This window comes from Aeribacillus sp. FSL K6-1305 (assembly GCF_038050115.1).
Classification (GTDB): domain Bacteria; phylum Bacillota; class Bacilli; order Bacillales; family Aeribacillaceae; genus Aeribacillus; species Aeribacillus composti.
Window position 1 is genome coordinate 209,721 of record NZ_JBBOQV010000001.1, and the last position, 26,040, is coordinate 235,760.

Annotated in this window: 23 protein-coding genes, 2 pseudogenes and 1 riboswitch; of the genes and pseudogenes, 18 read left to right on the forward strand and 7 right to left on the reverse strand. The window is 39.3% G+C overall.

Translation table 11 applies throughout. The features are described 5' to 3' along the window. Window positions 1-178: 178 nt before the first annotated feature. A complete protein-coding gene (locus NST97_RS00940; RefSeq protein ID WP_339211288.1) occupies window positions 179-1,666 on the reverse strand; it encodes an ATP-binding protein in 1,488 nt (495 codons plus the stop codon). Window positions 1,667-1,840: 174 nt separating this feature from the next. Here NST97_RS00940 and NST97_RS00945 point away from each other — a divergent pair, with 174 nt between their 5' ends. Beyond that, complete coding sequence (locus NST97_RS00945; RefSeq protein WP_063389362.1) at window positions 1,841-2,287, forward strand: MarR family winged helix-turn-helix transcriptional regulator; 447 nt, start codon at window positions 1,841-1,843, stop codon at window positions 2,285-2,287. 13 nt (window positions 2,288-2,300) lie between these two features. Here NST97_RS00945 and motB read toward each other — a convergent pair whose 3' ends face one another. The 3 genes from motB to NST97_RS00960 form a co-directional block, all read right to left on the reverse strand. Beyond that, on the reverse strand, window positions 2,301-3,080 hold the full coding sequence (motB, locus tag NST97_RS00950; RefSeq protein ID WP_063389361.1) for a flagellar motor protein MotB: 780 nt from the start codon (window positions 3,078-3,080) through the stop codon (window positions 2,301-2,303). Next, window positions 3,073-3,867, reverse strand: coding sequence for a flagellar motor stator protein MotA (gene motA, locus NST97_RS00955; RefSeq protein ID WP_063389457.1), 795 nt, complete (start codon window positions 3,865-3,867; stop codon window positions 3,073-3,075). Before motA ends, motB begins: the two co-directional genes overlap by 8 nt. A 163-nt stretch (window positions 3,868-4,030) precedes the next feature. Next, window positions 4,031-6,151: an ATP-dependent Clp protease ATP-binding subunit gene (locus tag NST97_RS00960; RefSeq protein WP_341342804.1), complete on the reverse strand. Its 2,121-nt coding sequence runs from the start codon at window positions 6,149-6,151 to the stop codon at window positions 4,031-4,033. A gap of 243 nt (window positions 6,152-6,394) precedes the next feature. On the opposite strand from NST97_RS00960, the gene NST97_RS00965 reads away from it, so the two are divergent. The 7 genes and pseudogenes from NST97_RS00965 to queF all read left to right on the forward strand — a co-directional run. Next, window positions 6,395-7,429, forward strand: a complete 1,035-nt coding sequence (locus tag NST97_RS00965; protein WP_066247941.1) for a YkvI family membrane protein — start codon at window positions 6,395-6,397, stop codon at window positions 7,427-7,429. Window positions 7,430-7,461: 32 nt separating this feature from the next. Then, window positions 7,462-8,199 (forward strand): metallophosphoesterase family protein, encoded by a 738-nt coding sequence (locus tag NST97_RS00970; protein ID WP_063389358.1) that lies wholly within the window; start codon window positions 7,462-7,464, stop codon window positions 8,197-8,199. A gap of 373 nt (window positions 8,200-8,572) precedes the next feature. Next, window positions 8,573-8,616: riboswitch (PreQ1 riboswitch) on the forward strand. A gap of 146 nt (window positions 8,617-8,762) precedes the next feature. Then, a pseudogene (gene queC, locus NST97_RS00975) lies at window positions 8,763-9,461 on the forward strand (7-cyano-7-deazaguanine synthase QueC); the annotation flags it as partial. Continuing rightward, window positions 9,461-9,898, forward strand: a complete 438-nt coding sequence (gene queD / locus NST97_RS00980; RefSeq protein WP_063389356.1) for a 6-carboxytetrahydropterin synthase QueD — start codon at window positions 9,461-9,463, stop codon at window positions 9,896-9,898. The pseudogene queC and the gene queD, both read left to right, overlap by 1 nt. Beyond that, window positions 9,898-10,626 carry a 7-carboxy-7-deazaguanine synthase QueE gene (gene queE, locus NST97_RS00985; RefSeq protein WP_341342805.1) on the forward strand — a complete coding sequence of 243 codons (729 nt, stop codon included), beginning with the start codon at window positions 9,898-9,900 and terminating at the stop codon, window positions 10,624-10,626. Before queD ends, queE begins: the two co-directional genes overlap by 1 nt. Before the next feature lie 24 nt (window positions 10,627-10,650). After that, window positions 10,651-10,824: a hypothetical protein gene (locus NST97_RS00990; protein WP_375338788.1), complete on the forward strand. Its 174-nt coding sequence runs from the start codon at window positions 10,651-10,653 to the stop codon at window positions 10,822-10,824. Window positions 10,825-11,195: 371 nt separating this feature from the next. After that, window positions 11,196-11,525, forward strand: a pseudogene (gene queF / locus NST97_RS00995) (preQ(1) synthase); the annotation flags it as partial. A 130-nt stretch (window positions 11,526-11,655) separates the two neighbouring features. Here queF and NST97_RS01000 read toward each other — a convergent pair. Further along, entirely contained in the window at window positions 11,656-11,835 is a 180-nt protein-coding gene (locus NST97_RS01000; protein ID WP_063389354.1) for a YkvS family protein, read from the reverse strand. Window positions 11,836-11,979: 144 nt separating this feature from the next. On the opposite strand from NST97_RS01000, the gene NST97_RS01005 reads away from it, so the two are divergent. Then, window positions 11,980-12,195 carry a hypothetical protein gene (locus NST97_RS01005; protein ID WP_445684571.1) on the forward strand — a complete coding sequence of 72 codons (216 nt, stop codon included), beginning with the start codon at window positions 11,980-11,982 and terminating at the stop codon, window positions 12,193-12,195. Between the two features lie 107 nt (window positions 12,196-12,302). After that, a complete protein-coding gene (locus tag NST97_RS01010) occupies window positions 12,303-14,081 on the forward strand; it encodes an IS1182 family transposase (protein WP_341342806.1) in 1,779 nt (592 codons plus the stop codon). 693 nt (window positions 14,082-14,774) lie between these two features. On the opposite strand, the gene NST97_RS01015 is transcribed toward NST97_RS01010, so the two are convergent. Beyond that, the gene (locus NST97_RS01015; RefSeq protein ID WP_066247948.1) at window positions 14,775-15,284 is read right to left on the reverse strand and encodes a sigma-70 family RNA polymerase sigma factor; all 510 of its coding nucleotides are present in this window, start codon (window positions 15,282-15,284) and stop codon (window positions 14,775-14,777) included. A 263-nt stretch (window positions 15,285-15,547) separates the two neighbouring features. Between NST97_RS01015 and NST97_RS01020 the strand changes: the two genes are divergently transcribed. From NST97_RS01020 to NST97_RS01045, 6 genes are all read left to right on the forward strand, one after another. Beyond that, a complete protein-coding gene (locus tag NST97_RS01020; protein ID WP_445684572.1) occupies window positions 15,548-17,032 on the forward strand; it encodes a spore germination protein in 1,485 nt (494 codons plus the stop codon). Window positions 17,033-17,055: 23 nt separating this feature from the next. Continuing rightward, the gene (locus NST97_RS01025; protein ID WP_066247950.1) at window positions 17,056-18,150 is read left to right on the forward strand and encodes a GerAB/ArcD/ProY family transporter; all 1,095 of its coding nucleotides are present in this window, start codon (window positions 17,056-17,058) and stop codon (window positions 18,148-18,150) included. 2 nt (window positions 18,151-18,152) lie between these two features. Further along, window positions 18,153-19,220 (forward strand): Ger(x)C family spore germination protein, encoded by a 1,068-nt coding sequence (locus NST97_RS01030; protein ID WP_066247951.1) that lies wholly within the window; start codon window positions 18,153-18,155, stop codon window positions 19,218-19,220. 146 nt (window positions 19,221-19,366) lie between these two features. Further along, window positions 19,367-20,692 (forward strand): oligosaccharide flippase family protein, encoded by a 1,326-nt coding sequence (locus NST97_RS01035; RefSeq protein ID WP_340881240.1) that lies wholly within the window; start codon window positions 19,367-19,369, stop codon window positions 20,690-20,692. A gap of 119 nt (window positions 20,693-20,811) precedes the next feature. Beyond that, window positions 20,812-21,360: a TlpA disulfide reductase family protein gene (locus NST97_RS01040; protein ID WP_339195041.1), complete on the forward strand. Its 549-nt coding sequence runs from the start codon at window positions 20,812-20,814 to the stop codon at window positions 21,358-21,360. Between the two features lie 313 nt (window positions 21,361-21,673). Further along, window positions 21,674-23,572 (forward strand): heavy metal translocating P-type ATPase, encoded by a 1,899-nt coding sequence (locus NST97_RS01045; RefSeq protein WP_340882488.1) that lies wholly within the window; start codon window positions 21,674-21,676, stop codon window positions 23,570-23,572. Between the two features lie 27 nt (window positions 23,573-23,599). Here NST97_RS01045 and NST97_RS01050 read toward each other — a convergent pair whose 3' ends face one another. Then, window positions 23,600-23,821 carry a hypothetical protein gene (locus NST97_RS01050; RefSeq protein WP_082829436.1) on the reverse strand — a complete coding sequence of 74 codons (222 nt, stop codon included), beginning with the start codon at window positions 23,819-23,821 and terminating at the stop codon, window positions 23,600-23,602. A gap of 208 nt (window positions 23,822-24,029) precedes the next feature. Between NST97_RS01050 and NST97_RS01055 the strand changes: the two genes are divergently transcribed. Together NST97_RS01055 and pfkA are read left to right on the forward strand one after the other, a co-directional pair. Next, window positions 24,030-24,725 carry a thermonuclease family protein gene (locus NST97_RS01055; protein WP_063389346.1) on the forward strand — a complete coding sequence of 232 codons (696 nt, stop codon included), beginning with the start codon at window positions 24,030-24,032 and terminating at the stop codon, window positions 24,723-24,725. Window positions 24,726-24,821: 96 nt separating this feature from the next. Then, window positions 24,822-25,781 (forward strand): 6-phosphofructokinase, encoded by a 960-nt coding sequence (gene pfkA / locus NST97_RS01060; protein ID WP_327863580.1) that lies wholly within the window; start codon window positions 24,822-24,824, stop codon window positions 25,779-25,781. Window positions 25,782-26,040: the final 259 nt, after the last annotated feature.

The following is a 26,040-nucleotide window of genomic DNA, read 5'->3' on the forward strand; positions in this document are numbered from 1 at the left end:
TTTTAGCCCCGATCCTCTAATCGGTTTTTGATTCAAAAATAGATAAAAGAAGGTAGAAACCGTCGCTTTCATCGGTTTCTACCAATCCTGCATCAAATGCATCATCAGGCATTTTTAGATGCGGCTTACATTAGAACAAGAAGGCTATTTTTCGCCTAGTTCAGAATCACATCGAGCTTCAGCTTTTATTTGATAGCGGCAGCTTTATCGTCACGGTTGTGCCGACATTCAATTTGCTTTCAATCTCAATGGTGCCGTCATACATATCGACAATGCGTTTGCATATTGCCAGTCCAAGTCCGGTGCCGCTGTCTTTCATCGTAAAAAATGGGTCAAAAATTTTTTCCATCATTTTTTCAGGAATCCCCTTCCCTGTATCGATCACTTTGATAACTGCAAGATTTGCTTCTTTTTTGACAATCAATTCTAATGATCCGTTCATGTCCATTGCTTCTAAAGCATTTTTCGTTAAATTTAACAAAACTTGTTTAATATGATTTTTTGTACAATAAATCCGAATAGGATTATGCCGATCCATATGAACTTGAAAATTTGTTCGATGGAGATTGATTTCCGATTTAATGATCGGCATGACTTCGTCGATAATCTGATTTAAGTCGTACAGTTTGTGTTTATGAGCGGTTGGTTTTCCGAGAACGAGAAATTCGCTCACAATTTCATTGATTCGGTCGATCTCTTTTTCTATGACGGAAAAATAATGCTGATCTTCTTCTGACTGATATTTTTTCTTTAACAGTTGAATAAAACCGCTAATTCCAGTTAAAGGATTTCGGATTTCATGCGCTGTGCTGGCAGCGAGAGTACCGACCAGTTCAAGCTTTTGCGCTTTAATTTTTTCTTCTTCCAATCTTGCTTTACGTTTCAGCAAATAATATTGGATCAACAAAAAAATAATATTAAAAAAAATGTATACAATGGCGGCATAAGTTAAAACAACTTGAGAGATTTCCAACGGCTTGACCGGAGCGACCGACGCTTTCAGCACCCATGGAAGCTGGGTAATATCAGTTTGAACAGATTTTTCGGAAGCGTCCTTTTCTTTTTCGCCTGCACTGAAAAGAAAGTTGTTCTTCGTGTCACTCACCACGATATATAAATCTGGGCTCAGTACGTTCATAATATTTTGTATATAGTTTATGCTTAATGTGGCGTATAAAACGCCATTTACATCCTTTTGCTGATTTACAATCGGGGTGCAGATCGTGATAAGCTTTTTATCGTGAACTTCTGAAATAGCAGTCTTTTTTGTTGCGAGCGCAGATTGAAAACATTTTTCCGAAGAGATGTCATGATGTAATGGAACGGGTTGAGTGCCGATTTTTATTGTCCCGTCTGCATTTGCGATATAAAGGCCGGTAAAGCGGGGTTCTTGTTGTAGGGTTTCTTTTAGAGCTCTTTGAATTTGGTTTGGATTATTTTCTTGATCTATGAATAACGCCATTGTTTCCATTCTCGTTTTTGTTTCCGAGATTAAGCGGTCAATTTGACTTTGATGAATGTCTAGCATATATACGGCTTCTTTTTCATGTTTCGAAAAGAGGATATTTTTTTGTTTTTCCCATATGATAAACGAAATCAGAAAAGTGGGCAGGATCACGATCAAAATGTAAAGCAAAACCTTATGGCGATGTGTTAAGTCCAGCATTTCTTTAAACTCCTTCTTTTTCATCAACCTTTTTATTATAGCATGATCTTTTGAAAGAAGATCGGGGTTAAAAAAAGTTTTTTTATTCTGAAATTTTCTATGCAGTGATTGACAATAATGAGAAGTTTCACTATTATAATTCAAGACATTGAAATACTAAAGGAATGATGAAAGTTGGCTAAGGAAAACAGCAGTATTGAAAAATCTCTAAAATTTTTTATCGTTCTTTCACGTGCTTATCGCGCAATGAATGATCAAGTTAGCAAGCACATTCAATCATATGGATTAAACTTAACGGAATTTGCCGTTTTAGAGCTTTTGTATCATAAAGGAGATCAGCCACTTCAACAAATCGGCGGAAAAATTCTTTTAGCTAGCGGCAGCATTACGTATGTTATTGATAAATTAGAGCAAAAAGGGCTGTTAGTTCGAAAAGCATGCCCTAAAGACCGCCGTGTCACATATGCAGCAATAACGGAAAAGGGGAGAAAATGGATTGAAGAAATCTTTCCTTCTCATCAAGAGATGATTGATTCGATCGTGAATATTTTGACAGAAGATGAGAAGGAAACAGCGATTAATCTATTAAAAAAAGTAGGGTACCATGCGAAAGAAAAATGAAAGCGGAACCGGCTTAATTCGGCTCCGCTTTTTTATTGTTTGGAAGAATTAGAATTTCCACCCGTCTGTTTTTTTGTCTTCCTTCTGCTGTATCATTGGAAGCAACGGGTTTGTATTCGCCGTATCCTTTTGCACTGAACTTGCTTGGGTCGAGATTTTTGTTTTCTAAAATAATTTTCATTACATTTACGGCTCTCATAACACTTAAATGCCAGTTTGAATCAAAGTTTGAATTATGAATCGGTACATTGTCTGTATGTCCGCTGATAACCACGTTGCGGGCACTGCCCATGGCGAGCATTTTGGCAATGTCAGTAGCCAAAATTTCATCTTTTTTTCTCACTTTGGCGCTGCCTGAATCAAACAATATATCGTCCCGAATCGTGATTAACAAACCCTCTTCGTTTAGTGATGTTTTAATATTGTTTTTCAAGTTGTTTTCTTCAATGTATTGATTAAACCGATTTTGAACTTCCGCTAATTCCTCTTGATCGCTGTTTCCCGATTCATCATTGTCATGAGGCTCATTTTGCACTTTTCCATTTTGTTTGTTTTCTTCGATGTTTTCCATTTCTTGTTGTGGTAGAGGGCTCGGATATTCTAAAACGCTTATGCCTCCGTCAAAATTGGAATTGAAAGCTCTAGCCAAACGTTCAAATTTTTGGGCATCTATCGAACTGAGAGCAAATAGGACGATAAAGAGCGCAAGCAAAAGGGTTAAAATATCGGCATAGGGAATAAGCCAGCTTTCATCTGTATGATGGTCATTGCGGTTTTTTTTTCTACTACGCATCGGACGCAACACTTCCTTCATCAGAAATCTTTGCCCGTTCTTTTTCAGGAAGATAAAATGCCAATTTTTGCTGGATCGTCCGCGGTGCCTGTCCTTCTAAAATGGAAAGAATGCCTTCGATCATCACCTGGCGGACGAGCACCTCCTGCTGGGATTTCCTTTTCAGCTTGTTCGCAAACGGGTGCCATAAAACATATCCTGTAAAAATTCCGAGCAAAGTAGCAACGAACGCGGCGCTGATCGAATGTCCGAGCTCCTCAATATTTTCCAAATTGGCTAGTGCGGCAATCAAACCTAATACAGCTCCTAATACGCCAAGAGTCGGAGCATACGTGCCGGCCTGAGAAAAAATAGCGGCGCCTGCTTCATGCCGCTCTTCCATTGCATTGATTTCTTCTGTCATAACATCTCGGATGAACTCGGCAGACTGACCGTCCACAGCCATGCTTAAACCGGTCTTTAAAAATGGGTCATCTATTTCCTGAAGCTTAGCTTCCAGTGCCAACAATCCTTCTTTCCTTGCGATTTGCGCCCATTCAGAGAAAAGGACAATCAACTCTTGAATCGTATAAGTTTGTGTGTCTTTAAATAAGACGCGGAATAATTTCGGTACTCTTTTAATTTCATTTGTCGGAAAGGCAATAACGACCGCAGCAATCGTTCCGATGATAATAATGACGATAGCTGCCGGATTGATTAAGACGGAAAGACTGACACCTTTTAAAACCATGCCGACAATAATTGCCATAATTCCTAAAAAAATGCCGATAATTGATGTTTTGTCCATGTTCATCAAATCCTTCTTCTTTCTATATTCAATTATTATATCGACAAAGAAAGACGAAAATTTTATATTTGATCAAAAAAATAAACGACACATTCATTGTTTCGATTTTAGCGGTGCTGCTCAAGAATAAAAAAACTGCCCTAATGGACTGTTAGGGCAGCTGTTATGAACGAATAACAATTTCTTCATTTTCCATATCGGCGATTAAATGATTGTGCACTTCACCGTCTAACAGGATGTCTGCAATTTTGTCTTCAATATGTTCTTGAATGACGCGGCGAAGCGGACGAGCGCCGAACGATGGATGATAGCCGATTTCTACCAATTTTTCTTTTGCTTTTTCTGTTACGTCCAATGAAATGTTTTGTTCTTTCAACGTGTTCCGAACTTCTTCAAGCATCAAATCAACTATTTTCAAATAATCTTCTTTATCAAGCGGTTTAAATTCGATAATGGCATCGAAACGGTTTAAAAATTCAGGCTTAAAGAATGAACCGAGAGATTCAAGGATGCTTGATTCTTTTTCCACCGTGCTGTTAAAACCGACGTGAACTTGTTTTGCACCTGCTCCAGCGTTAGAGGTCATAATAATGACCGTATCTTTGAAGCTGACGGTGCGGCCTTGGCTGTCTGTCAAGCGTCCGTCTTCTAATATTTGCAAGAAAATGTGCTGTACATCTGAATGAGCTTTTTCAATTTCATCCAGCAGGATAATGCAGTAAGGGTTGCGACGAACCTTTTCCGTTAATTGTCCTGCTTCTTCATGTCCGACATAGCCTGGAGGCGAGCCGATTAATTTTGAAACAGAATGTTTTTCCATATATTCACTCATATCCAAGCGAATCATGGCATCTTTTGAACCGAACAGCTCCAAAGCTAATGTTTTCGACAATTCCGTTTTTCCAACGCCAGTCGGGCCGACGAACAGGAAGGATCCGATCGGTCGGTTTTTTGCTTTCAATCCAGCGCGGCTGCGGCGAATGGCTTTTGCCACTTTCCGGACAGCATCCTCTTGGCCGATAATTTTTTTCGCCAAGTTTTCTTCTAAATGTTTCATTTTTGCTTGCTCATCCTCTTGCAGCTTGCCGACTGGTATGCCGGTTTTTTCTTCGATGATTTTTTGAATGTCTTCTACTTGAACGATTGCTTGCTGTTTGTCCTTTCCTTGTTCAAGCTGCTTTTCAAGGGCAGCTTCTTCGTCGCGAAGCTTAGCTGCAAGTTCGTATCGTTCTTCCTTTAGCGCTTTTTCTTTTTCATGGGCAATTTGTTTAAGCCGCTCGTGGATGTCTGCTTCATTAGCCGGCTCGGCTTTTAAGTTTAATCTTGAACCAGCTTCATCCATTAAATCGATGGCTTTGTCAGGCAAAAAGCGGTCTTGAATATATCGATGAGATAGTGTGACGCAAGCTTTAATCGCATCTTCTGAATATTTGACTTGATGGTATTGTTCATATTTTTCTTGAATTCCTTTTAAAATGCTGATCGCTTCTTCAATGGAAGGTTCTTTCACAATAACCGGCTGGAAGCGTCGTTCAAGGGCTGCATCTTTTTCGATTTGCCGGTATTCTTTTAGAGTTGTTGCTCCGACAACTTGAAGCTCACCGCGGGCGAGCGCTGGCTTTAATATGTTGCCGGCATCCATAGAACCTTCCGCAGAACCGGCGCCGACTAAAAGATGAATTTCATCGATAAACAGGATGATGTTTTTTCGGGCTTGCAATTCTTGAATTAGCTGCTTCATCCGCTGTTCAAATTGTCCGCGAATTCCCGTGTTGGCGACAAGTGATGAAACATCCAGCAAATAAACTTCTTTATTTTTTAATTTTTGCGGAACGTCTCCTTGAGAAATTTTTAAGGCTAGTCCTTCCACAATAGCTGTTTTCCCTACGCCTGGTTCTCCGATTAAAACCGGGTTATTTTTGTTGCGTCGATTTAAAATTTCAATCACTCGTCTTACCTCATCATCGCGGCCGATGACAGGATCAATCAACCCAGCTTTTGCAGCATCCGTTAAATTTCGGCCGAATTGATCGAGGAAGCCGTTCTGTTTTCCGCCCCCTGATTTCGGTTGTGCTTGAACAGCTTGGTCAAAGCTCTCAAAAGAGTTTGGCATAAATGATTGAAATAATTCATCGAAACCGCTGAATCCGTAAAAACCACTTGGGATTTTTTGTTTATATTGTTGATAGCATTCTTGACAGAGACGCATTTCTTGTTTGTTGTGATTGATTTGTACATTTAATAAAACATTGGCTTTTCTTGCTTGGCAATTTTCACACAACATATAACATTCCTCCTTTTTGACTTTGATTAACTTTGACTAAAAGAAGAAACTTCTTTGACTTTCTTTGACCTTTTGGAATCAAAGAGACAATCTCAATCATTCAATAGTTAGATTCACTGTTTGACCTTTTCTGACTTTATTATACTTTGACCTTTTTTGACTTTCAAGTCTTTTTTATAAATTTTTTTCGTCTTTTTTTCCCTTCTTGTCCATATATTGTTGATAAAGTAAGGTGGGTGAAACATGAGCAATAAATGGGTATTGGCACTTCAAATAGCTTCTGTCTATATCGGCACTGTCATCGGTGCAGGGTTTGCAACGGGAAAAGAGATCGTTGAGTTTTTTTCAAAATACGGCGCCGGAGGAATTGTTGGAATTATTTGTTCTGCCGTTTTATTTGTTTGGCTGGGAACGAAAATGATGTTGATCGGAAGACGGATTAATGCATCTTCGTATTTGCAGTTGAACCAATTTTTGTTTGGGACGTTGTCAGCTTATGTAGTCAACGGCTTGATGTTTATGATGCTGATTGGCATCACATCGGTCATGCTGTCGGGGGCGGGGGCGATTTTTGAAGAGCAACTGTCGCTTTCAAAGCAATTTGGAATTTTTTTAACGATTGTGCTTTCCATTGCTGTGATTTCGTTTGGAGTCAAAGGGCTGTCTTCCGTCAATCTATTGGTTGTTCCGCTTTTTATTTTGTTTAGCCTGATCATCTCCATTGAAGCCATCATAAGGGGTGATTTTATCGATTTATCGTTGGATGGAGTGTTTCAACCAGTCAAATCAAGCTTTTTATATGTTTCTTTTAATCTCTCTCTTGCTCAGGCTGTACTTGTTCCGCTCGCAAACGCAATAAAGGATGAAAGCGCCATTAAATTGGGCGGAGTTGTAGGCGGTCTCGGATTAAGCTTCATTTTATTTTCCAGCTATTTCTCCCTTCTGCATTTGCCGGACGCCGGGCTTTTTGAAATCCCAATGGCTGAAATTGTCAAGCAGCTGTTTTCAGGCTTTTATTACATATACATCCTTGTTATTTTTGGAGAAATATTTTCATCGTTGATCGGCAATCTGTATGGTTTGGAACGTCAATTATCATCGGAAAAGCCTTTGGCAAAAATCGCTGGTGTCATTTTCATCCTATTATTATGTTATTTAGTCAGCCTGATAGGATACGGAAAGCTCATTTCCACGCTTTATCCGCTGTTCGGGTATATGAGCATTGCCTTTTTCATATTATTAATGTTCAAAAAAATTCCAGACGATAACAAATCATGATAAAATAGTAGGGAAATGAAGGAGGAGTTTATTTGGATAAAATCGCGGTCATTTCTGATATACATGGGAATATTCCAGCGTTGTCGTCTGTATTGAAAGATATAAGCTTGCGAAATGTAGATCGAATTTTTTGTTTAGGAGATCTTGTCGGAAAAGGACCTGAATCAAAAGAAGCGATCGATATCGTCCGCAGCTCCTGCGATTTTGTTTTAAAAGGAAACTGGGACGAGCTGATTACAAGGGAAGATGTAAACGATGTCGTTCGCTGGCATCAAAATCAGTTGTCGCAAGAAGACATAGAATATTTGCGTAGCCTCCCGTTTTCCATTGATTTTTATATGAGCGGCCGCCGGCTGCGGCTTTTTCATGCATCCCCTTTCAGCGTCTGGATAAGGGTACAGCCTTGGGATTCGATTGAAAAAAGATTGTCCATGTTTGAAAACAGCGTTGAAACCGGTTTGGGAACGAAGGAGCCGGATGTTGTCGGATACGGTGATGTTCATAATGCCTTTATACAGCATTTATCCGGCAAAACGCTTTTCAATGCAGGCAGTGTCGGTAATCCGCTGGACCTGCCCGAAGCATCCTACTGCATTTTGGAAGGCATGTTCAACTCGGAGAAAAGGGCTCCTTTTTCGATTCAGCACATACGTGTTCCATATGATATTGACCTTGCCATTCAATTAGCTAGAAAAAAAGAAATGCCGGAACTAAAAGAGTATATTCAGGAATTAACGACCTCGCGCTATAGAGGCTTGGAAAAGGCATGATGCAGAGGTATAAGTAAAATTATTGTAGGCAAAAATTAGCGCCTTCATTTAATGAGAACTCTGATTGCTCATTAAATGAAAGGGAAAGTGTGGCAGTAATATGAGAAAGTGCGGCTGCTCCTGGTAGAATGATCATGGACTACATTTAGATAAAAAATTGCCCACAAACGCTCGGCTCAATCCTGTTTTTTAAAAAAGGAAGATTTTTTTACCAAGAGAGTACCCTGAAAAAAGTGATTTCGCTATCAAAAAATAGCGATTAAAAAAGTTGCCCACAAAGTCTTGAGTGACTCCAGTCGGAACATGCCGTTTGCATAAACAATTCTGTATGATATAATAAGATACAACTTGAATAAAAATCCGTTTCGAAAGAACGGGAGAGGTTTTAGCACACCCTCTATAAAAAACTAAGGAAAACTATATCCTTGGGATATAGTTTTTTCAATGTTTGCGAAAGGTTTAGAAGTTGAATAGATTTATGATGAGCTCGAAAGGCTTCTGAACAGCTTGCTTCCGCCACTGTAGCAGAAAAAGAAGCATCAGTTTCTGTTTAAGCTAGGCAGTGTGAATGGCTTTCTTTTTTCAGAAAGGAGCGTTTTCAAATGGATAATAAGAAAGCGGTCGTTGTGTTTAGCGGAGGACAAGACAGTACAACTTGTTTGTTTTGGGCGAAGAAACAATTTGATGAGGTGACCGCTGTCACGTTTCATTATAATCAGCGGCATGCACAGGAAATTGAAGCAGCGAAAAACATTGCGAACGAAGCCGGCATACCTCATTATGTGCTGGACATGTCCTTATTAAATCAAATGGCGCCGAATGCATTAACGCGTTCAAATATGGAAATTGAACAAAAGGAAGGAGAGCTTCCCAACACTTTTGTTCCGGGGAGGAATTTAGTTTTTTTGACATTTGCCGCCATTTTGGCGAAACAACTGGGAGCGAAACATATTGTGACAGGTGTATGTGAAACGGATTTCAGCGGCTATCCTGACTGCCGGGACGTGTTCGTAAAATCCTGCAATGTAACGATTAATTTAGCGATGGAAGAGGATTTTGTGATTCACACGCCGCTTATGTGGATCAATAAAGCGGAAACGTGGAAGTTTGCCGATGAGTTAGGGGTGTTCGATATCATTCGCGAAAAAACGTTGACGTGCTATAACGGCATTATTGGCGACGGATGCGGCGAATGCCCTGCTTGCTTATTGAGAAAAAGGGGATTGGAACAATATTTGGCTGAAAAAGGAGCTAATACGTGATGCTTCATCAATTTTATCCGCAAGTTTTTCATAGTTATAGTTATGAGCTGAATAAAGATATGCAAATATCTGCTGCACACTACATCCCGCATGAAAAAGCGGGGAAATGCGCCCGTGTACATGGCCACACGTATTTCGTCAATCTCACTATTTGCGGTGATCAGCTTGATGATTCAGGATTCCTTGTGAATTTTCAGCATTTAAAAAAATGGGTTCATGATCGATTTGACCATACGCTGCTCAATGACCATACGGATGTATTCAATGGTCAAAACAGCGAAGACTTTCCAACGACAGAAGTGGTTGCGCGGAAAATTTGGGAAATTGTCCAGGATCATTTAAATGTACTCCCGAATAAACCGAAATGCTTGCAGGTGTTTGTCAGAGAAACGCCGACAAGCTATGTTGTGTACCGTCCGAAAAGGGAGATGAAATAATGAAAAAAATACCGGTCATCGAGATTTTTGGACCGACCATTCAAGGGGAAGGAATGGTGATCGGACAAAAAACAATGTTTGTCCGAACGGCCGGTTGCGACTATTCATGCAGCTGGTGTGATTCAGCTTTTACGTGGAACGGTTCAGCAAACGATGAAATTAAACAAATGACAGCAGCGGAAATTTTGGACGATCTTATTGAGCTTGGCGGCGATCGCTTCAATCACGTCACCATTTCGGGCGGAAATCCGGCATTGATTAGAGGATTGGATGAATTGATTATCCTTTTAAGGGAGCAAGGATTTCGCACTGCACTGGAGACACAGGGAAGCCGTTATCAAGATTGGTTTTTACTAATCGATGATTTAACTCTTTCTCCCAAGCCTCCTAGTTCAGGGATGAAAACGAACTTTACTGTGCTTGATGACATTATGAAGCGGCTGATCGATGGCGGACGGAAAGACAATGTTAGTCTAAAAGTTGTTGTTTTTAATGAGGAAGATTTTGATTACGCGAAAAACGTCCACCTTCGCTATCCAAATATTTCATTTTATTTGCAGCCTGGAAATGATCAAGTAAACGAACAAAATGATCACCTCCTGAGAAATCAGCTTTTAGAAAAATTAGAATGGCTGATCGAATTGACTGTTCTATCAAAAGAAATGAACGATGCTCGAGTTTTGCCGCAGCTTCATGCACTTGTTTGGGGAAACAAGCGCGGAGTGTAAATTAATAGGAAAGGATGAAAAAAGATGGCTGGAAGAAAAGATGATGAATTGAAAGATCTGACGCTGTTAGGCAACAAAAATACAAAATATTTATTTGAATACAGCCCAGAAGTGTTGGAAGTATTCGATAATAAACATCCAGACCGCGATTATTTCGTGAAGTTCAATTGTCCGGAGTTTACCAGCTTGTGTCAATAAGGGCACACTTCAGTGGCGACACTGTCGGATAAACCTTGTGAATTCAGGGGAAGAGGATAATGGAGTAAAAAGCGGAAATGGCAATTGTAATCAAATAAAAGAAAAACATGTTCTTGTCTCTTATTCCCATTATCTTTCCAACCCTGAGCCAAGCCTCAAATTTAAGGGAATCTTCTTCTTAAATTTGAGGAAGGTGCAGAGACTATCGAAATCACTCCAGCATGAAGCGAGTAAGAGTAGTGTTGGAGGAAGAGAGTAGAGTACACCAAGATGACAGCATATATTATCTTGGTGGAAGCGCAAGGGTTCTTATTCAATATCGCAGTTGAATAAGAATATGATATAGTCCACCTGTTTGTGAAAAACAGAGGCCAATCACCGGACAACCGGACTTCGCGACCATTTATATCAGCTATATTCCAGACAAAAAATGTGTGGAAAGCAAGTCGCTGAAGCTTTATTTGTTCAGCTTCCGCAACCACGGCGATTTCCATGAGGACTGTGTTAATATTATCATGAATGATTTAATCAAGATCATGGAGCCCCGCTACATCGAAGTATGGGGAAAATTTACGCCGCGCGGCGGTATTTCTATTGATCCTTATGTCAATTGGGGACGTCCTGGAACAAAATACGAGAAAATGGCGGAGTATCGTATGATGAACCATGATTTGTACCCGGAAAAAGTGGACAACCGATAAAGCAAGTCGCTTGAGGCGTTTTTTTGATAAAAGAACCTACCGAAACTTGCGTTAATTGTAAAAAATTCTTGAAATGGCACTAAACTCTTTGATATAAGAAAAAGTAAAACGGAGCATTCAATTCTCCGTTTTACTTTCCGACAATTTTATAGTTTTTATGATTAACTACTGTTTTTTGTTCCAGATCCATTTCCCGAAAGTTTTCCATGTACGTAAGATCGACGATGACGGAATTTTCATTTACTTTTTCGACAATTCCTTTGAGACCGTCTTTAAATTCAATAACATCTCCAACTTCAGCAATTTTCATTTGTTCTCTCCTTTTTTATGGATTTTCAAATATTTTGCATGATTTCTTTAGAATTGTAAAGTTTTTTTGGACAATCGCAAAAAAATAGGTAAAAAGTTTCCATTGCTCGGTAGACTGTTTTTCATAGAAAAGGAGATGGTCGAGTTGACAAATCAAGAGATACAAGACATTTTAAACAAGCTTCGTGATGGAGAACTGGAAGAATATTGTGTATCAAAGGAAGATTTTATGACGTTTCGCAAAGTACTGATCGAAAGGGAAGATTTTAAACATTTTCATGGAACAGCAAAACGCGGTGGCAGCATTGTTTACCGATATACAAAAGATCCAAGGGGCTGTCCAAAAAGTCAGGGTAACTGACTTTTTGGAGCCCCTCATTTTTTCACTTTTTAAAAAAATGCACAAAAAAATCGTCCTTTCTAGTAAAATGAAGTTACCATACAACATTACAGAAAGGACGATTTTTTATGAGCAATCAAATGATTACTCCTGAAAATTATAACACACAAATGACACTTCCTCTAGATGGAAAAGAAGAAAAAACTCCTGCCAAAAGAAATTTAGCCCCTACTTTCAAACCATATGACAACCGTCAAGTTCAAATGATTTATGATATTGAATCGCTCATACCCGAACATCACGTGGCACGTGTCGTGGACGAAATGGTGGAGGCGATACCAGATAAACAATTGTTTTCTCATTATAAAGGCGGCGGCAGAAGTTCCTATCATCCCAAAATGATGCTGAAAATCATTCTGTATGCTTATTCTCAAAAGGTTTATTCCTGCCGAGGAATCGAAAAACTCGTTAAAGAAAATATTCCTGCCATGTGGCTTTCAGCGATGCAACAACCAGATTTTCGCACCATTAATGAGTTCCGAGGGGAACGGATGAAAGCTTTCATGGATGAGCTCTTTGAAGTCATGATTCTCAAATTGATAAAAGAACATTACATCACGATGGAAAACTACTTTTTGGATGGCACTAAGATCGAAGCCAATGCCAATAAGTATTCTTTTGTGTGGAAAAAATCCACTTTGAAATTCGAAGAGAAATTAAAAGAAAAAATCCAAGAAACACTAAAGCACATTCATGAATTAACCCAATTAGAAGCCGGAACAGGGCAAAAGGAAAGCGATCAACATACAGAGATCACCGAACAAAACCTGGAGGAAATCGCAAAAGAAATAGAAGAAAAAGTTGAAACGCTAACGGAAGAAATCGAAAAGGAGACCGATACATCCATTCGGAAAGAGAAGCGAAAAAAACGCAGTCAATTAAAGAAATCGGTGAAACAAATTCGGGAAGATTTCCTGCCCCGAATGGCAAGATACAAAGAACAAAAGGAAATGTTCGGTGACCGTAACAGCTACTCGAAAACAGACAAAGACGCAACCTTCATGCGCATGAAAGAAGACCATATGAAAAACGGTCAGCTCAAGCCCGGATACAACGTGCAAATGGGGACAGAGAATCAGTTTATCTTGTTTTATACCATTCATCAACGACCGACCGATACACGTTGCTTTATCCCACATATGGAGAAGCTAGCCTCCAGTTCATTACCGATGCCCAAAACGGTCATTGCGGATGCAGGCTATGGTAGTGAAGAAAACTATGTATATGCAGTTGGTGATGAGAAAGAGCCCCGTTTTGAGTTTCTAATTCCTTATGGGAGCTATGTAAAAGAACAAACACGTACATACAAAAAAGACATTAAAAATGCCAAAAACTGGACCTATTGTGAAGAGGATGATTGTTTTATTTGCCCGAATGGAAGGAGAGTAACGTTTAAAAAATACCAAAACAAAAAGAATCCATCTGGCTATGAACAAAGCTTCAAAATATACGAATGTGAAGATTGTACCGATTGCCCATTGAAAGCGAAATGCACAAAAGCGAAGGGAAATCGTCAAGTTCACTGGAATCCCATCTTCGAAGAAATGAAAGCAAAGGCCAAAACAGCCCTTGAATGTGAAGAGAAAGCCGCCATCTACGCTCGACGCAAAGTCGAGGCAGAAAGTGTGTTCGGTCACATCAAGGGCAATCGGTCGTTCCGCAGATTTTCTTTGCGGGGCCTCGACAAGGTACATGTTGAGTTTGGGATTGTGGCATTAGCCCACAACATACTGAAAGTAGCCGGCATCCGCCAGCTACTTTCAGATAAAAATCGAAAAAATATAAAAGCAAGTGGAGAGAAACGAATTGTTTTTCTCCACTTGCTTGTGCGCCCGGCATGGGTGTAATCTATAGGGTGAAAGTCCCGAGCTGCGAAGGCAGAAGTAGCAGTTAGCTTAACGCAAGGGTGTCCGTGGTGACGCGGAATCTGAAGGAAGCGAGCGGCAAACTTCCGGTCTGAGGAACACGAACTTCATATGAGGCTAGGTATCACTGGGTGAGTTTGCAAGACAAAACAAAGCCCTTTCTGCCGAAGGTGATACAGAGTAAATGAAGCAGATGGATGGAAGGAAAGATTACACTCTTACCCGGGGAGGTCTGGCTGGCACGCCAAGTAACCTTGGTAACCTATCTAGTGATAGATAGCTGAACCGTCAGAAGTCAGCAGAGGTCATAGTATTAGTTGGTCTAGAACAACTAAGAAGGACCGAACAATTAAGAGAGAATAGCCCTTGGCATTCAGTGAGTCATGATGAACACAGAAAACGTAGTACCTCACTTGAGGGAGGAAGCGGTGAATCCCGTGGGAGATCTCTTGGAGGGTGGAGTGACCACTGGCATAAAGAGAACAGCTATTCACGGAAGTTATAAAGACTTGCGTCAATTATCTTAATTGAACCGCCGTATACGGAACCGTACGTACGGTGGTGTGAGAGGACGGGAGTTAATCGCTCCCTCCTACTCGATCATTTTAGGGACTTATCGGACAGCCCCTTAATTTTTGGCACATCTTCCTCATAAAAACTGCTATTAAAGACTGTTCACTGTTCTTCCCGTACCTTTACGGCATATTTCTTCAATTTTTTTAATGCTCCTTTTCTCCAATTTTTTACTTTGTTGACTGTGACATTTAGCTCCTCTGCAATTTCCTTCTGAGTTTTTCCTTCAAAAAAATACATGGTAAACCAAATTCGTTGAGCATCTGATAAAGCGGGGGCAATCCGTTCATATAAATCTCTTGCTTCAATGTCTGTATATGGAAAAAATTCCAATTTAGCAGCTATTATGTCATTCGCATGAAGAACATGCCTTTCTTTATATGTTTGTTTTTTCCTTAATTCTGTCATGAGCGAGCCTTTTATCGTTGCATAAGCATAAGTGGCAAACCGTCCTTTCTGTTCGTCATAATTGATGCTTGCTTTCCAGAGGGCGATCGCTGCTATTTGAAAAAACTCGTCTTGGTCTGTATAAATATTTAAAGTTTTCATAATGTGAAAAATTAAAGGGCGAAAAGCAGTTAGCATCTCCTCAAATGATTGATTCTTTTCCACGTGTGCGCATCCTTTCAAAGAGCGCGCTCTTTTTTTTCCGCGGTAATACAATCGTAAACGGTGTAAATCATTTGAGCGAATCATCATGATTAAGATGATACGCGTCCAATTGTCTGGGAAATTCAATTTTCTATATAGGAAAATGCAATTATTTCGTTTCAGCCTCCTCCGTTTTCACCATTTTCCTCATTATTTCTATAGAAGAAATTTAATTGAATAAATAAAAAGATGGCTTGAAAAAATAATGGAAAGAGGTGGGATGAATGAGCCGAATGTATAAGCAAAATTGGAAAAGAAAAGATTCAATTGAAAAATTGTTTGCTGTCTTCCGCAGTTCTACTGATTTTATTCAATATGACGTCAATACAAGCCATATCAAATATTGGATTTCATATTTTGAAACGTTAGTGGATGTAAATATATTAAATGAAAACATTTTAAAGCCGATTCACTCAAAATATTGGCAGTCATTAGAAGAACTAAAAAACATTTTACCGGTCAAAGATATTTTTTTAACCATTGATACGGATTTAATGAAGGAAAAGCTTTTGGAAGGCTTTGTTATGATTTCGCTAAGCGAATATGGATCTCCGTGCTTGCTCGTTAATGCAAAATTAAACAAAGCTAGAGAAGTTACACTCCCGGAAGTGGAATTTACGGTCATCGGTCCGAAAGAGGCGTTTATTGAGTCCATTGAATCCAATATTAATTTAATTCGAAAACGATTGCCGATTGAAGAGCTGCGCATTCGGACTTTAAAAATTGGCAGGCTGACGCAAACAAGATTAGCGATCATCTATATAGAAGGCATAGCGGATGAGGAAAATGTATTTACGGTTTGGCAAAGAATTTCTAATATCCAAATTGATCAAGTGAATGATAGTTCGTACATTACGGAAATGATCTCTGACAATCATAATTCTCCCTTTCCTCAGCTGTTGGATACGGAAAGACCGGACCGTGTAGTTTCCATTTTGGCGGAAGGGAAAATAGCGGTCATTGTGGACGGCTCTCCCCATGTATTAATCGGTCCGACAACTCTTGTCGAATTTTTCGCATCGTTTGAAGATTATTTTTTAAATTGGATTTTGTCTTCCTTTTTCCGTATTATCCGCCTGTTTGCTGTCTCCTTTTCCATATTGGCAACACCGATTTATGTAGCTGTTTTAAATTATCATTATGAGTTAATTCCAACTGATTTACTAAACAATTTTGTCACATCCAGAAGGGAGGTCCCAGTTCCGCCTTTTTTAGAGGCGCTGTTTTTGGAAGGAACGATCGAATTGCTGCGTGAAGCGGGCGCCCGGCTGCCGACAAAGGTTGGACAAACGATCGGCATCGTCGGGGGGATTGTAATCGGAACAGCTAGTGTGGAAGCAGGTTTAACAAGCAATATTTTGCTCATCATTGTAGCGCTTGCTGCATTAGCATCATTTACAACACCTGTCTATAAAATGGGCAATACGATCAGGCTTTTGCGTTTTCCTTTTCTCATGTTTGCCGAAATGTACGGTCTTTTAGGAATCGTTTTATGCTTTTGTTTTTTAGCGACCCATCTTTTACGATTAACTTCTCTCGGACGTCCTTTTTTGGAGCCAATCTATCCTCCGAGAATTTCCGATTTAAAGGATGCATTCCTGCGTATGCCGTTTTCAATGATGAATGAACGTCCGAAACAGCTGCGGACGGAGCAGCCGAAGCGAATGGATGAAGAGAAATCGAGGGAAAATAAAGATATTGATGAATAACAGCGGAAGAGGAGGAATCCAACTTGGCGCAAATAGCAGAACGTCATAAAGTTTCCGCACCGCTCGTTTTTTATTTAGTGCACAGCACTCAATTCGGCATCGGTGTATTAGGTTTTCAAAAAAATGTCGTCAAGTATGCGGGACATGATTCATGGATTTCAGTTATTTTGATCGGTCTTATTGTTCATCTGTACATTTGGATGATCTATCAAATTTTGAAACGTTCAAGCGGAAGCTTAATGACACTGCAGCACGATTTGTTTGGAAAATGGGTCGGCAATGGATTGAACATTGTTTGGATCATCTATTTTTTTCTTGGAAGCTGCGCCATATTAATAGGATATATTGAAATTTTGAAGGTGTGGATGTTTGAAGATTTAAATATTTGGATTTATACCGCAATTTTTATGGGATTGCTTTATTACATTTTTAACGGTGGATTTCGGGTAGTAACCGGATTTGCTTTTTTTGGAGTGGTTCTGCCGCTTTGGATTTTTCTTACATTTTTAATTTTCCCGACTCGTTTTGCAGATCTTCAGCACCTCTTGCCAATTATGGATCATTCACCTCAGGAAATTTTCATGGGAACGATGCAGATGGTCATAACTGTTATTGGTTTTGAAACTCTTTTTTTGTATTACCCCTTTGTCAAAAATATTGACAAATCCCAAAAATGGGCTCATATTGGAAATTTATTTACAACCTGTTCCTATATCATCATCATGATTGTTTCGATCGTTTATTATTCTGCGGAAGAAGAAATATTGCGCAATAAATGGGCGACGCTAGCGATGTGGAAAATTGTTGAACTTCCTTTTGTTGAAAGATTCGAATATATCGGCATTGCTTCTTGGTCTCTCGTCATCTTGCCGAATATTTGCGTCATGTTGTGGAGCGCCAAAAGAGGTATAACAGAAATTTTTGGAATAACAGAAAAGAAGGCAATCATTTCTGTTCTGGTCGTCATGTTTTTTATAGTCAATGTCATTGTTGATAAAGAAGATATTCAATTATTAAATAAGATCATCAATACGTATGCTCTTGGTGTTGTATTTTGCTATATTCCGGTTTTATACCTCATTACGTTTGTACGGGATTTATGGAAAAGGAGAACATAAACATGTGGAAAATTCTCTCCTTCATTATGTTGTTCATGCTGATGCTTTATGGATGTCTGGATAAAGAAATTATTGATGATGTCAATTTAGTGATGGTTATTGGATACGATGTCGGCGAAGGCAATAAAATTAAAGGAACCATTGTTGCTCCTGAATATAAAAAGGAGCAGCCGGTCGACAGCAAGGTGATGACGGTCGAATCAGATTTAAGCAGGGATCTGATTTCCGATTTGCAAAAGGAGTCGCCAGCCCCTCTAGTTTATGGAAAATTGCAATTTGCTCTTTACAGTGAAGACGTAGCAAAACAGGGAATTGAAAAATATGTCGACTCGCTTGAACGAGATGCAAGCGTCGGTTCAAAGGTTATTTTAGCGGTCTGCAAAGGTGAAGCGAAAAATTTGCTGGAAGGAAAATATGGACAACAGGGGACTGCCACGTACTTTCGTAATTTAGTGGAGCATAATATGCACCGGGAAAATTTGCCGATTATCAATTTACACACATATTTGCGCAACTTTCGCATGAAAGGAAAAGACCCTTCTTTACCTTTATTAGAAAAGAAAAACGACCATGTCAAAATAACTGGACTTGCCTTGTTTCAAAAGGACAAAATGGTTGGCGAAATCGAAAATGATCAGCTTTTTTATTTTAAGCTTCTTTCCGATCGATATGTTAAAGGAATTCATACGATCACAATGGATGATGGAAATAAAGCATCTATAGAAAGCATCCGTTCGAAAAGAAGAGCGAACATCGATGAAAAAAATCCGTTCCATTTAACGATAGAGCTGGAAATTGAAGGGTATCTACGCGAATATTCGGAAGGGACTGTTCGTCCGGAAATCTTAAAAAAAGCTGAAAAAGCGTTTGAAAAGGAAATTGTGAAGAACAGTATGGAGATGATCGATATGTTTAAAGAGAAAAACATTGATCCGGTTGGATTAGGGGAAGAAATTTTAAGCCATTCGAGAGGTTTAAGAAAAGTGAAAAATTGGAGGGATATTTATTCAAAGATGGAAGTCGATGTGCATGCGGATGTAAAAATTACTGAAACTGGTGTGGTGCAATAATTCTAAATATTTGATTGCTTCGTTTGCCAATGAAACGAGAAACCGAAATAACAAAGGCTGACTAAAAATTTTCCTCCCTCTTCCGATCCTCTGTCATGTTTTTGAACTTGTCTCATATGCATGAAATAAGAAAAGAGGGAGGAAAAATGAAAACTTTTTTTAAGGGAGCTCTGCTTTTAATCGTTGCTTCGTTTCTAGGGGAATGCTTTGATTTTATGATTAACATGGTATTGACGCGGGAACTTGGTGAAGAAGGCATCGGCCACTATATGTCGATCATGCCTATTATGTTTTTCATTATCGTGTTAGCAAGCTTTGAATTGCCGATATCTATTTCAAAATATGTGGCGGAAACTGAAAAGCCGTACCATTGGCCAATGTTAAAATATGCTTTTCGTCTAACTTTGTGGATCAGCATTTGCTTCAGCTTAATTGTTTTTTTGCTGTTTCCTGCTCTTCCGCCTCTAAAAAGCTATCATCCTTCCGTTACGGTTTTATTTGTTCTGCTTGTTCCGATGATTTCTTTTTCCTCTATTGCTAGAGGCTATTTAATGGGCACGCAGCAAATGGGAAAAATTGCATTTGCAAATGGATTTCGCAAGCTTGTTCAGCTTATTCTGCTCATTTTGCTGTTCAACCTGTTTGAATTTTCTCCTGAAATGTCTGTCATTGCAGGGTTAAGCTCATTTATTGCAAGCGAAGCCGTTATTGTTCTTTATTTGCTTACCGTTTATGTCTATCAGGCGCAAGAACTAAAAAAAAGCACGCTCGCTTCATCCAAAACAGCTTTGATCCGGCGGAGTTTATTTCGTGTCTCTGTTCCGACAACAATTTTGCGCATTTTTCATTCTATGACACATGCGATTCAGCCGTTTTTAATCAAATATGCATTAATGGCAGCAGGTGTTTCGGAGGTTGGAGCGACGGAGCAGTTCGGTCTGCTTTCCGGAGTTGCGATGACGATCGGCTTTTTTCCCGCGTTTATCGCTCATGCACTGTTAACGATTTTGATCCCAACTGTATCAGAAGCGTTTGCTAAAGGAAACCAGGAACTTTTAAAGAAGCTTTTGCAGCAATCGCTCGGAATGACAATGCTTTACGGAATACCTGCGATTGTGATTATGTTTGCTTTTGCTGAGCCGCTTACAAGTTTGTTTGTCAACGGAACTACTGCAACACTTTTTTTAAAGCTTTTATGGCCGTACTTTTTTACCCACTTTTTGATCATTCCGCTGCAAGCGTATTTGATCGGTCTGAACTTAATAAAGGATGCTTTGTTTCATACGGTTTGGGCGCATTTTATCTCGTTTGTCGTCATCTTTTTGCTTGGATCGCAGCCAGAATGGCAAATGTCAGGAGTTATTATCGGGCTCAATGCAGGAGGATTGCTGCAATTTTTAATGCATTATATGACAATATGCCAAAAAATCGGCATTGGCTATTGGTCGCTGAAGGAAAAACGTGTTCATTAAGATTTTCCGGGTTGTCTCTACTGTGATCTATCGCAGCAATAAAGTATGAAATAGCGAAAGTCATCATTTTTCCATCATTGAATGGAAAAAATTAGTGCTCTCATGAAGGGGGAAGCGTTTTGAAAAAAACAGCTGCCTTGCTTTTTCATTTTCTGCTTATATCATGTGTGTTTTTTGGATGTCAAGAGAGCGATTTGAAACAAGAAAATGCACCGAGCAAAACAACTATGAAAGAAATAATAACGAAAGAAGATTCGAAAGTGCCCGCTAACAATTTTGTTTTGCCAACAACTGACGGCAAGATGGTAAAACTTTCGGATTTTAAAGGGAAAAAGGTCGTGATCAATTTTTGGACGACGTGGTGCCCTCCATGTAAGGAAGAATTGCCTGAGCTTCAACGTTTTTATGAACAAGCGGATTCTGAGCACGTCGCGTTTTTAGGAATTAACATTACTTCAGAAGAAGGGGGGAAAGAAGAAGTAAAGTCTTTTTTATCAAAGAGCGGATTTGATTTTCCTGTGCTTTTTGATGAAAAAGGCGAAGTCATGAAATTATACAAGGTTATGGTCATTCCCACTACTTTTATAATCGATGAACAAGGACAGGTGTTTAAAAAAATCATTGGTCCCGTAACAACCGAACAATTAAAACGTTTAACCGATTTGTAAAGCACAGCGAAGCTTCTGTGCTTTTTCTTTTTTAAAAAATAGAATTTTAATGCTTAACATATGAATCGACCGATTTTCCAACCAACGTTTTTGATCTGTAAAAAACCGTGATTGAGAATGATAATAATTATTAATATTAATTATTAATTTAAAATTAATATAATTATTACTTGAAAAAAATAATTGTTGATATATAATATACATATAGATGTTGATATTTTAATAGTTTTTTTACTAGTCGCCAAGAATAGCATATGGAATTCAATAGAAGTGAAGCTGAATTTTATTCTCAGTTAGGAGGTTGTAAGTGAGAATGGAAGCAAAGATGTTTCATAATACGGAATTATTTCAAGGGTTGAAACAGCATGTTGAAATGATTGCGGCCATTGTGTCAGGTGTTCTCATTTTTTTCGCTTGGCTGCTTAGCATAGATGATTTCAACATCATATCAACGATTTTATTTATTTTCGCATTCGTTATTGGGGGATTTGCCAAAGCTAAAGAGGGAATTGAAGAAACGATCCGCGAAGGCAAGTTGAATGTAGAGCTGCTGATGGTTTTTGCTGCTATCGGTTCGGCAATCATCGGCCATTGGCTTGAAGGAGCGATTTTAATTTTTATTTTTGCCCTAAGCGGCGCATTAGAAACGTATACAATGAACAAAACAAACAAGGAGATCTCTTCATTGATGGAATTGCAGCCTGAAGAAGCGCTGCTTTTAGTAGATGGACGGGAAGAAAAAGTGCATGTTTCCACTTTATCGATTGGAGATTTGATCATTGTGAAGCCCGGGGACCGCATTCCGGTGGATGGCCAGCTCATAAATGGTCATACGACAGTGGATGAATCAGCTATAACGGGCGAATCCCTCCCGGTTGAGAAAGAGCCTGGAAGTGAAGTGTATGCAGGGACTGTAAACGTAAATGGATCGATCACCGTTCGCGTAACGAAAAAAGCATCGGAAACGCTTTTTCAAAAAATTATTGAACTGGTGCAAAACGCCCAATCTGAAAAATCTCCGTCCCAGCAATTTATTGAAAAATTTGAAGGAACGTATGTAAAAGGTGTGCTTATTGCAGTGGCTGTTTTGATGTTTGCTCCTCCATTTTTATTAGGCTGGAGCTTTCAGGAAGCTTTTTACAGATCGATGGTGTTTATGGTAGTGGCTTCCCCGTGCGCGCTCGTCGCCTCGATCATGCCGGCGACGTTATCCGCTATTTCTAACGGGGCAAGAAACGGCATTTTGTTTAAAGGGGGCGTACATTTAGAGCGTCTTAATAAAATTCGGGCGGTCGCGTTTGATAAAACGGGAACTTTGACAAAAGGCGAGCCGATCGTCACGGACGTAATCGTACGCCCAGACATCGAAAAAACAGAGCTGTTACAAGCAGTTTATAATATTGAGCGGCAATCCTCCCATCCTCTTGCCAAAGCTATTACAGCTTATATTCAGGAAAATGTAAAAGGACTGAAAGATGAATGGGTATCAGTGGATGAACATTCAGGGTTTGGAGTTTCTGCTTCTTGGAACGGGCAGAAAATATTCGTTGGGAAAGCTGCGTTTGTCGGAAAAGAAGAGGCTGAACAATTTCAAAACTCTGTTTCCAAGAAATTATACAAACAAGGGAAAACGGTTGTTTATGTTAAAGACGAAAAAGGAATTGCCGCAAGCATCGCTTTAAAAGATGTACTTAGACCTGATATGAAAAATTTGATGGATGAATTGAAAAGCAAAGGCATCTATACGGTGATGCTGACGGGCGATACGAAAGCGTCAGCTGAAGCCATTGCTAAAGAGGCATCCGTTGATGAATTTCACGGTGAATGTCTGCCTGAAAGCAAAGTTGACCGAATAAAGCAGTTGAATAAACAATTCGGCGTAACGGCGATGATCGGCGACGGTATCAATGACGCACCAGCTTTAAAAACAGCATCTGTCGGTATAGCAATGGGGGAGGGAACGGATGTTGCTTTGGAAACAGCAGATGTTGTATTAATGAAAAACGATTTAACGAAATTGATCAAAGCGATCGAATTGTCGCAAAAAATGAACAAAATTGTGAAACAAAATATTGCCTTTTCTCTATCGGTCATCGCCCTTCTCATATGTGCTAATTTCCTTCAAGTCATTGACTTGCCGTTCGGAGTCATTGGCCATGAAGGAAGCACCATACTTGTCATTTTAAATGGATTGCGGCTATTAAGATCATAAATAAGAAGAATAACAAGGCGGATTAAGCTATATGATCCGCCTTTTATTTTCTTTTAAAAAGTCATTTGGTTCAGAGTCATCGGGTCGTTTCGTTACAATTATGTATGCAGCTACAATAAAAATGAATCCAACCACCCACCCGATTACCGAACTGTAATAATACACATCAATTAACATCATGCCGATTATGGGTGACGAAAATGCCGCCAAGCAGAGGATCGGGACGATATTTCTTTTGATAAATGTCACAAAAAATACACTCCTTAACTCCCCCGATTGCTTTACCATTATTATTATACTAGAATGGTTTTATTTATAAAATATTCCGAGAAAAATGTAAACAACATTTAAAATAACTTTGAAGGTGAAAAATCCTCCACATTTCTTATTGATATGAATGTTCTTTTCGCTTAAAATGATATTTCATTGAATGGACACAATAGAGAGGAAGAACATCATGTGGAGAAAATGGATTGTTTTATTTTTTGGTTTGCTTGCATTATTTTTCGGATGGGAGCTTTGGCAAAAAGATGATTCAGCCGTAAACAATCGGTTGGAAGCCAAAGTAATTGATGTCGTCGATGGTGATACGATGAAAGTCATCGTCAACAATAAAAAAGAAACAATCCGACTTCTTCTTGTCGATACTCCTGAATCTGTACACCCAACGAAGCCTGTGCAGCCATTTGCAATCGAAGCAAGCAATTTTGCAAAAGAAATGCTGTCAGACAAAAAAGTTGAATTAGAGCTTGGCGTTAGAGAACGTGACAAGTATGGAAGATTACTTGTTTATTTATATATAAACGGACAAATGTTTAATGAAATGCTGCTTGAAAACGGGCTAGCCCGCGTCGCATACGTTCATCAGCCAAATACAAAATATGTAGACCGTTTTTTAGATGTTCAAAAAAAAGCCCAGCACAAAGAAATCGGAATCTGGAGTATAGAAAACTATGTTACAAACGATGGATTTAATGATAAGATTGGACAAGACGACAAAAAAGAGGGCTGCGACATAAAAGGAAACATTAATTCAAAAGGTGAAAAAATATACCATATGCCTGGCAGCAGGCACTATTATATAACAAAACCAGAAATGATGTTTTGTACAGAGGAGGAAGCAAAAGAAGCCGGATTTCGAAAAGCTGAATAACGAGAAAATCATTTAAGCGGGAAAATTTTTTGATATAATACATTTTATAAAACATGAGATGGCAGCAATTATTGAACTGCATAATGAGGTGATGGAATGAAACGAATAGCTGTATTAACGTCTGGCGGAGATTCTCCGGGGATGAATGCTGCAATACGTGCAGTTGTAAGAAAAGGGATATTTCATGGGTTGGAAGTTTATGGAGTATACCATGGATATCAAGGATTAATTAACGGTGACATAAAAAAATTAGAGCTTGGCTCTGTAGGGGACATTATTCACCGCGGCGGCACGATTCTCCAATCGTCGCGCTCTGAACAATTTAAAACAGAAGAAGGACAGCTTCTTGCGATTCAACAATTAAAATCATTTGAAATTGAAGGTCTTGTTGTAATTGGCGGAGACGGGTCATACCGAGGGGCTTTGAAGCTGACGGAAAAAGGCTTCCCTTGCATTGGATTGCCTGGAACGATCGATAACGATATTCCAGGAACAGATTTCACGATCGGATTTGATACAGCTCTGAATACGGTTGTAAGGGCAATGGACCAAATTAGGGACACAGCGCAATCCCATGAGCGGATTTTTATAATCGAAGTGATGGGGCGGCATGCTGGTGATATAGCGCTTTGGGCAGGAGTAGCTGGAGGCGCTGAAACGATCTTAATCCCTGAAAGATCGTTTGACTTAGATGATATTGTCAAGCGGTTGGAGCATGGTGTTGAACGCGGGAAAAAACATTCCATTATTGCGTTAGCTGAAGGAGTTATGAGCGCATCAAAACTTGCCGATATTTTAAAGGAAAAATACGGCATTGAGACGCGAGTATCGGTATTAGGACATATTCAGCGCGGCGGCTCTCCAACTGGATTTGATAGAGTTCTTGCTTCCAGAATGGGAGCGAGAGCAGTTGAGCTTCTGTTAGAAGGAAAAGGCGGAAGAGCAGTCGGAATACAGAAAAACCAAATCGTTGATCATGATATTGAAGAGATATTGAAAGAAAAGAGCGAACCAATCGGAGAATTATATACGTTGTCAAAACAGCTTTCTATTTAAAAAGAGCGGACACCGCTCTTTTATTTTTTCATCCGTTCCGTTTTGTGATACACAATAGTTTTGCATTTACGAAGTCTCCTTTTTTAATGGGGTTTGACCACTTTCATAATAAAAGAGAGCACTTCGTAAATGCTTTTTTAATTTTGATGAAATTCATTACTCTAAAATTTAGTTTTATCCAAATAAAATATTGACGAAACCAAAGAGATTCCGTTTATTGGAAATGGTCAAAACGGCATCAACAGCCGTTGTCTGCAGC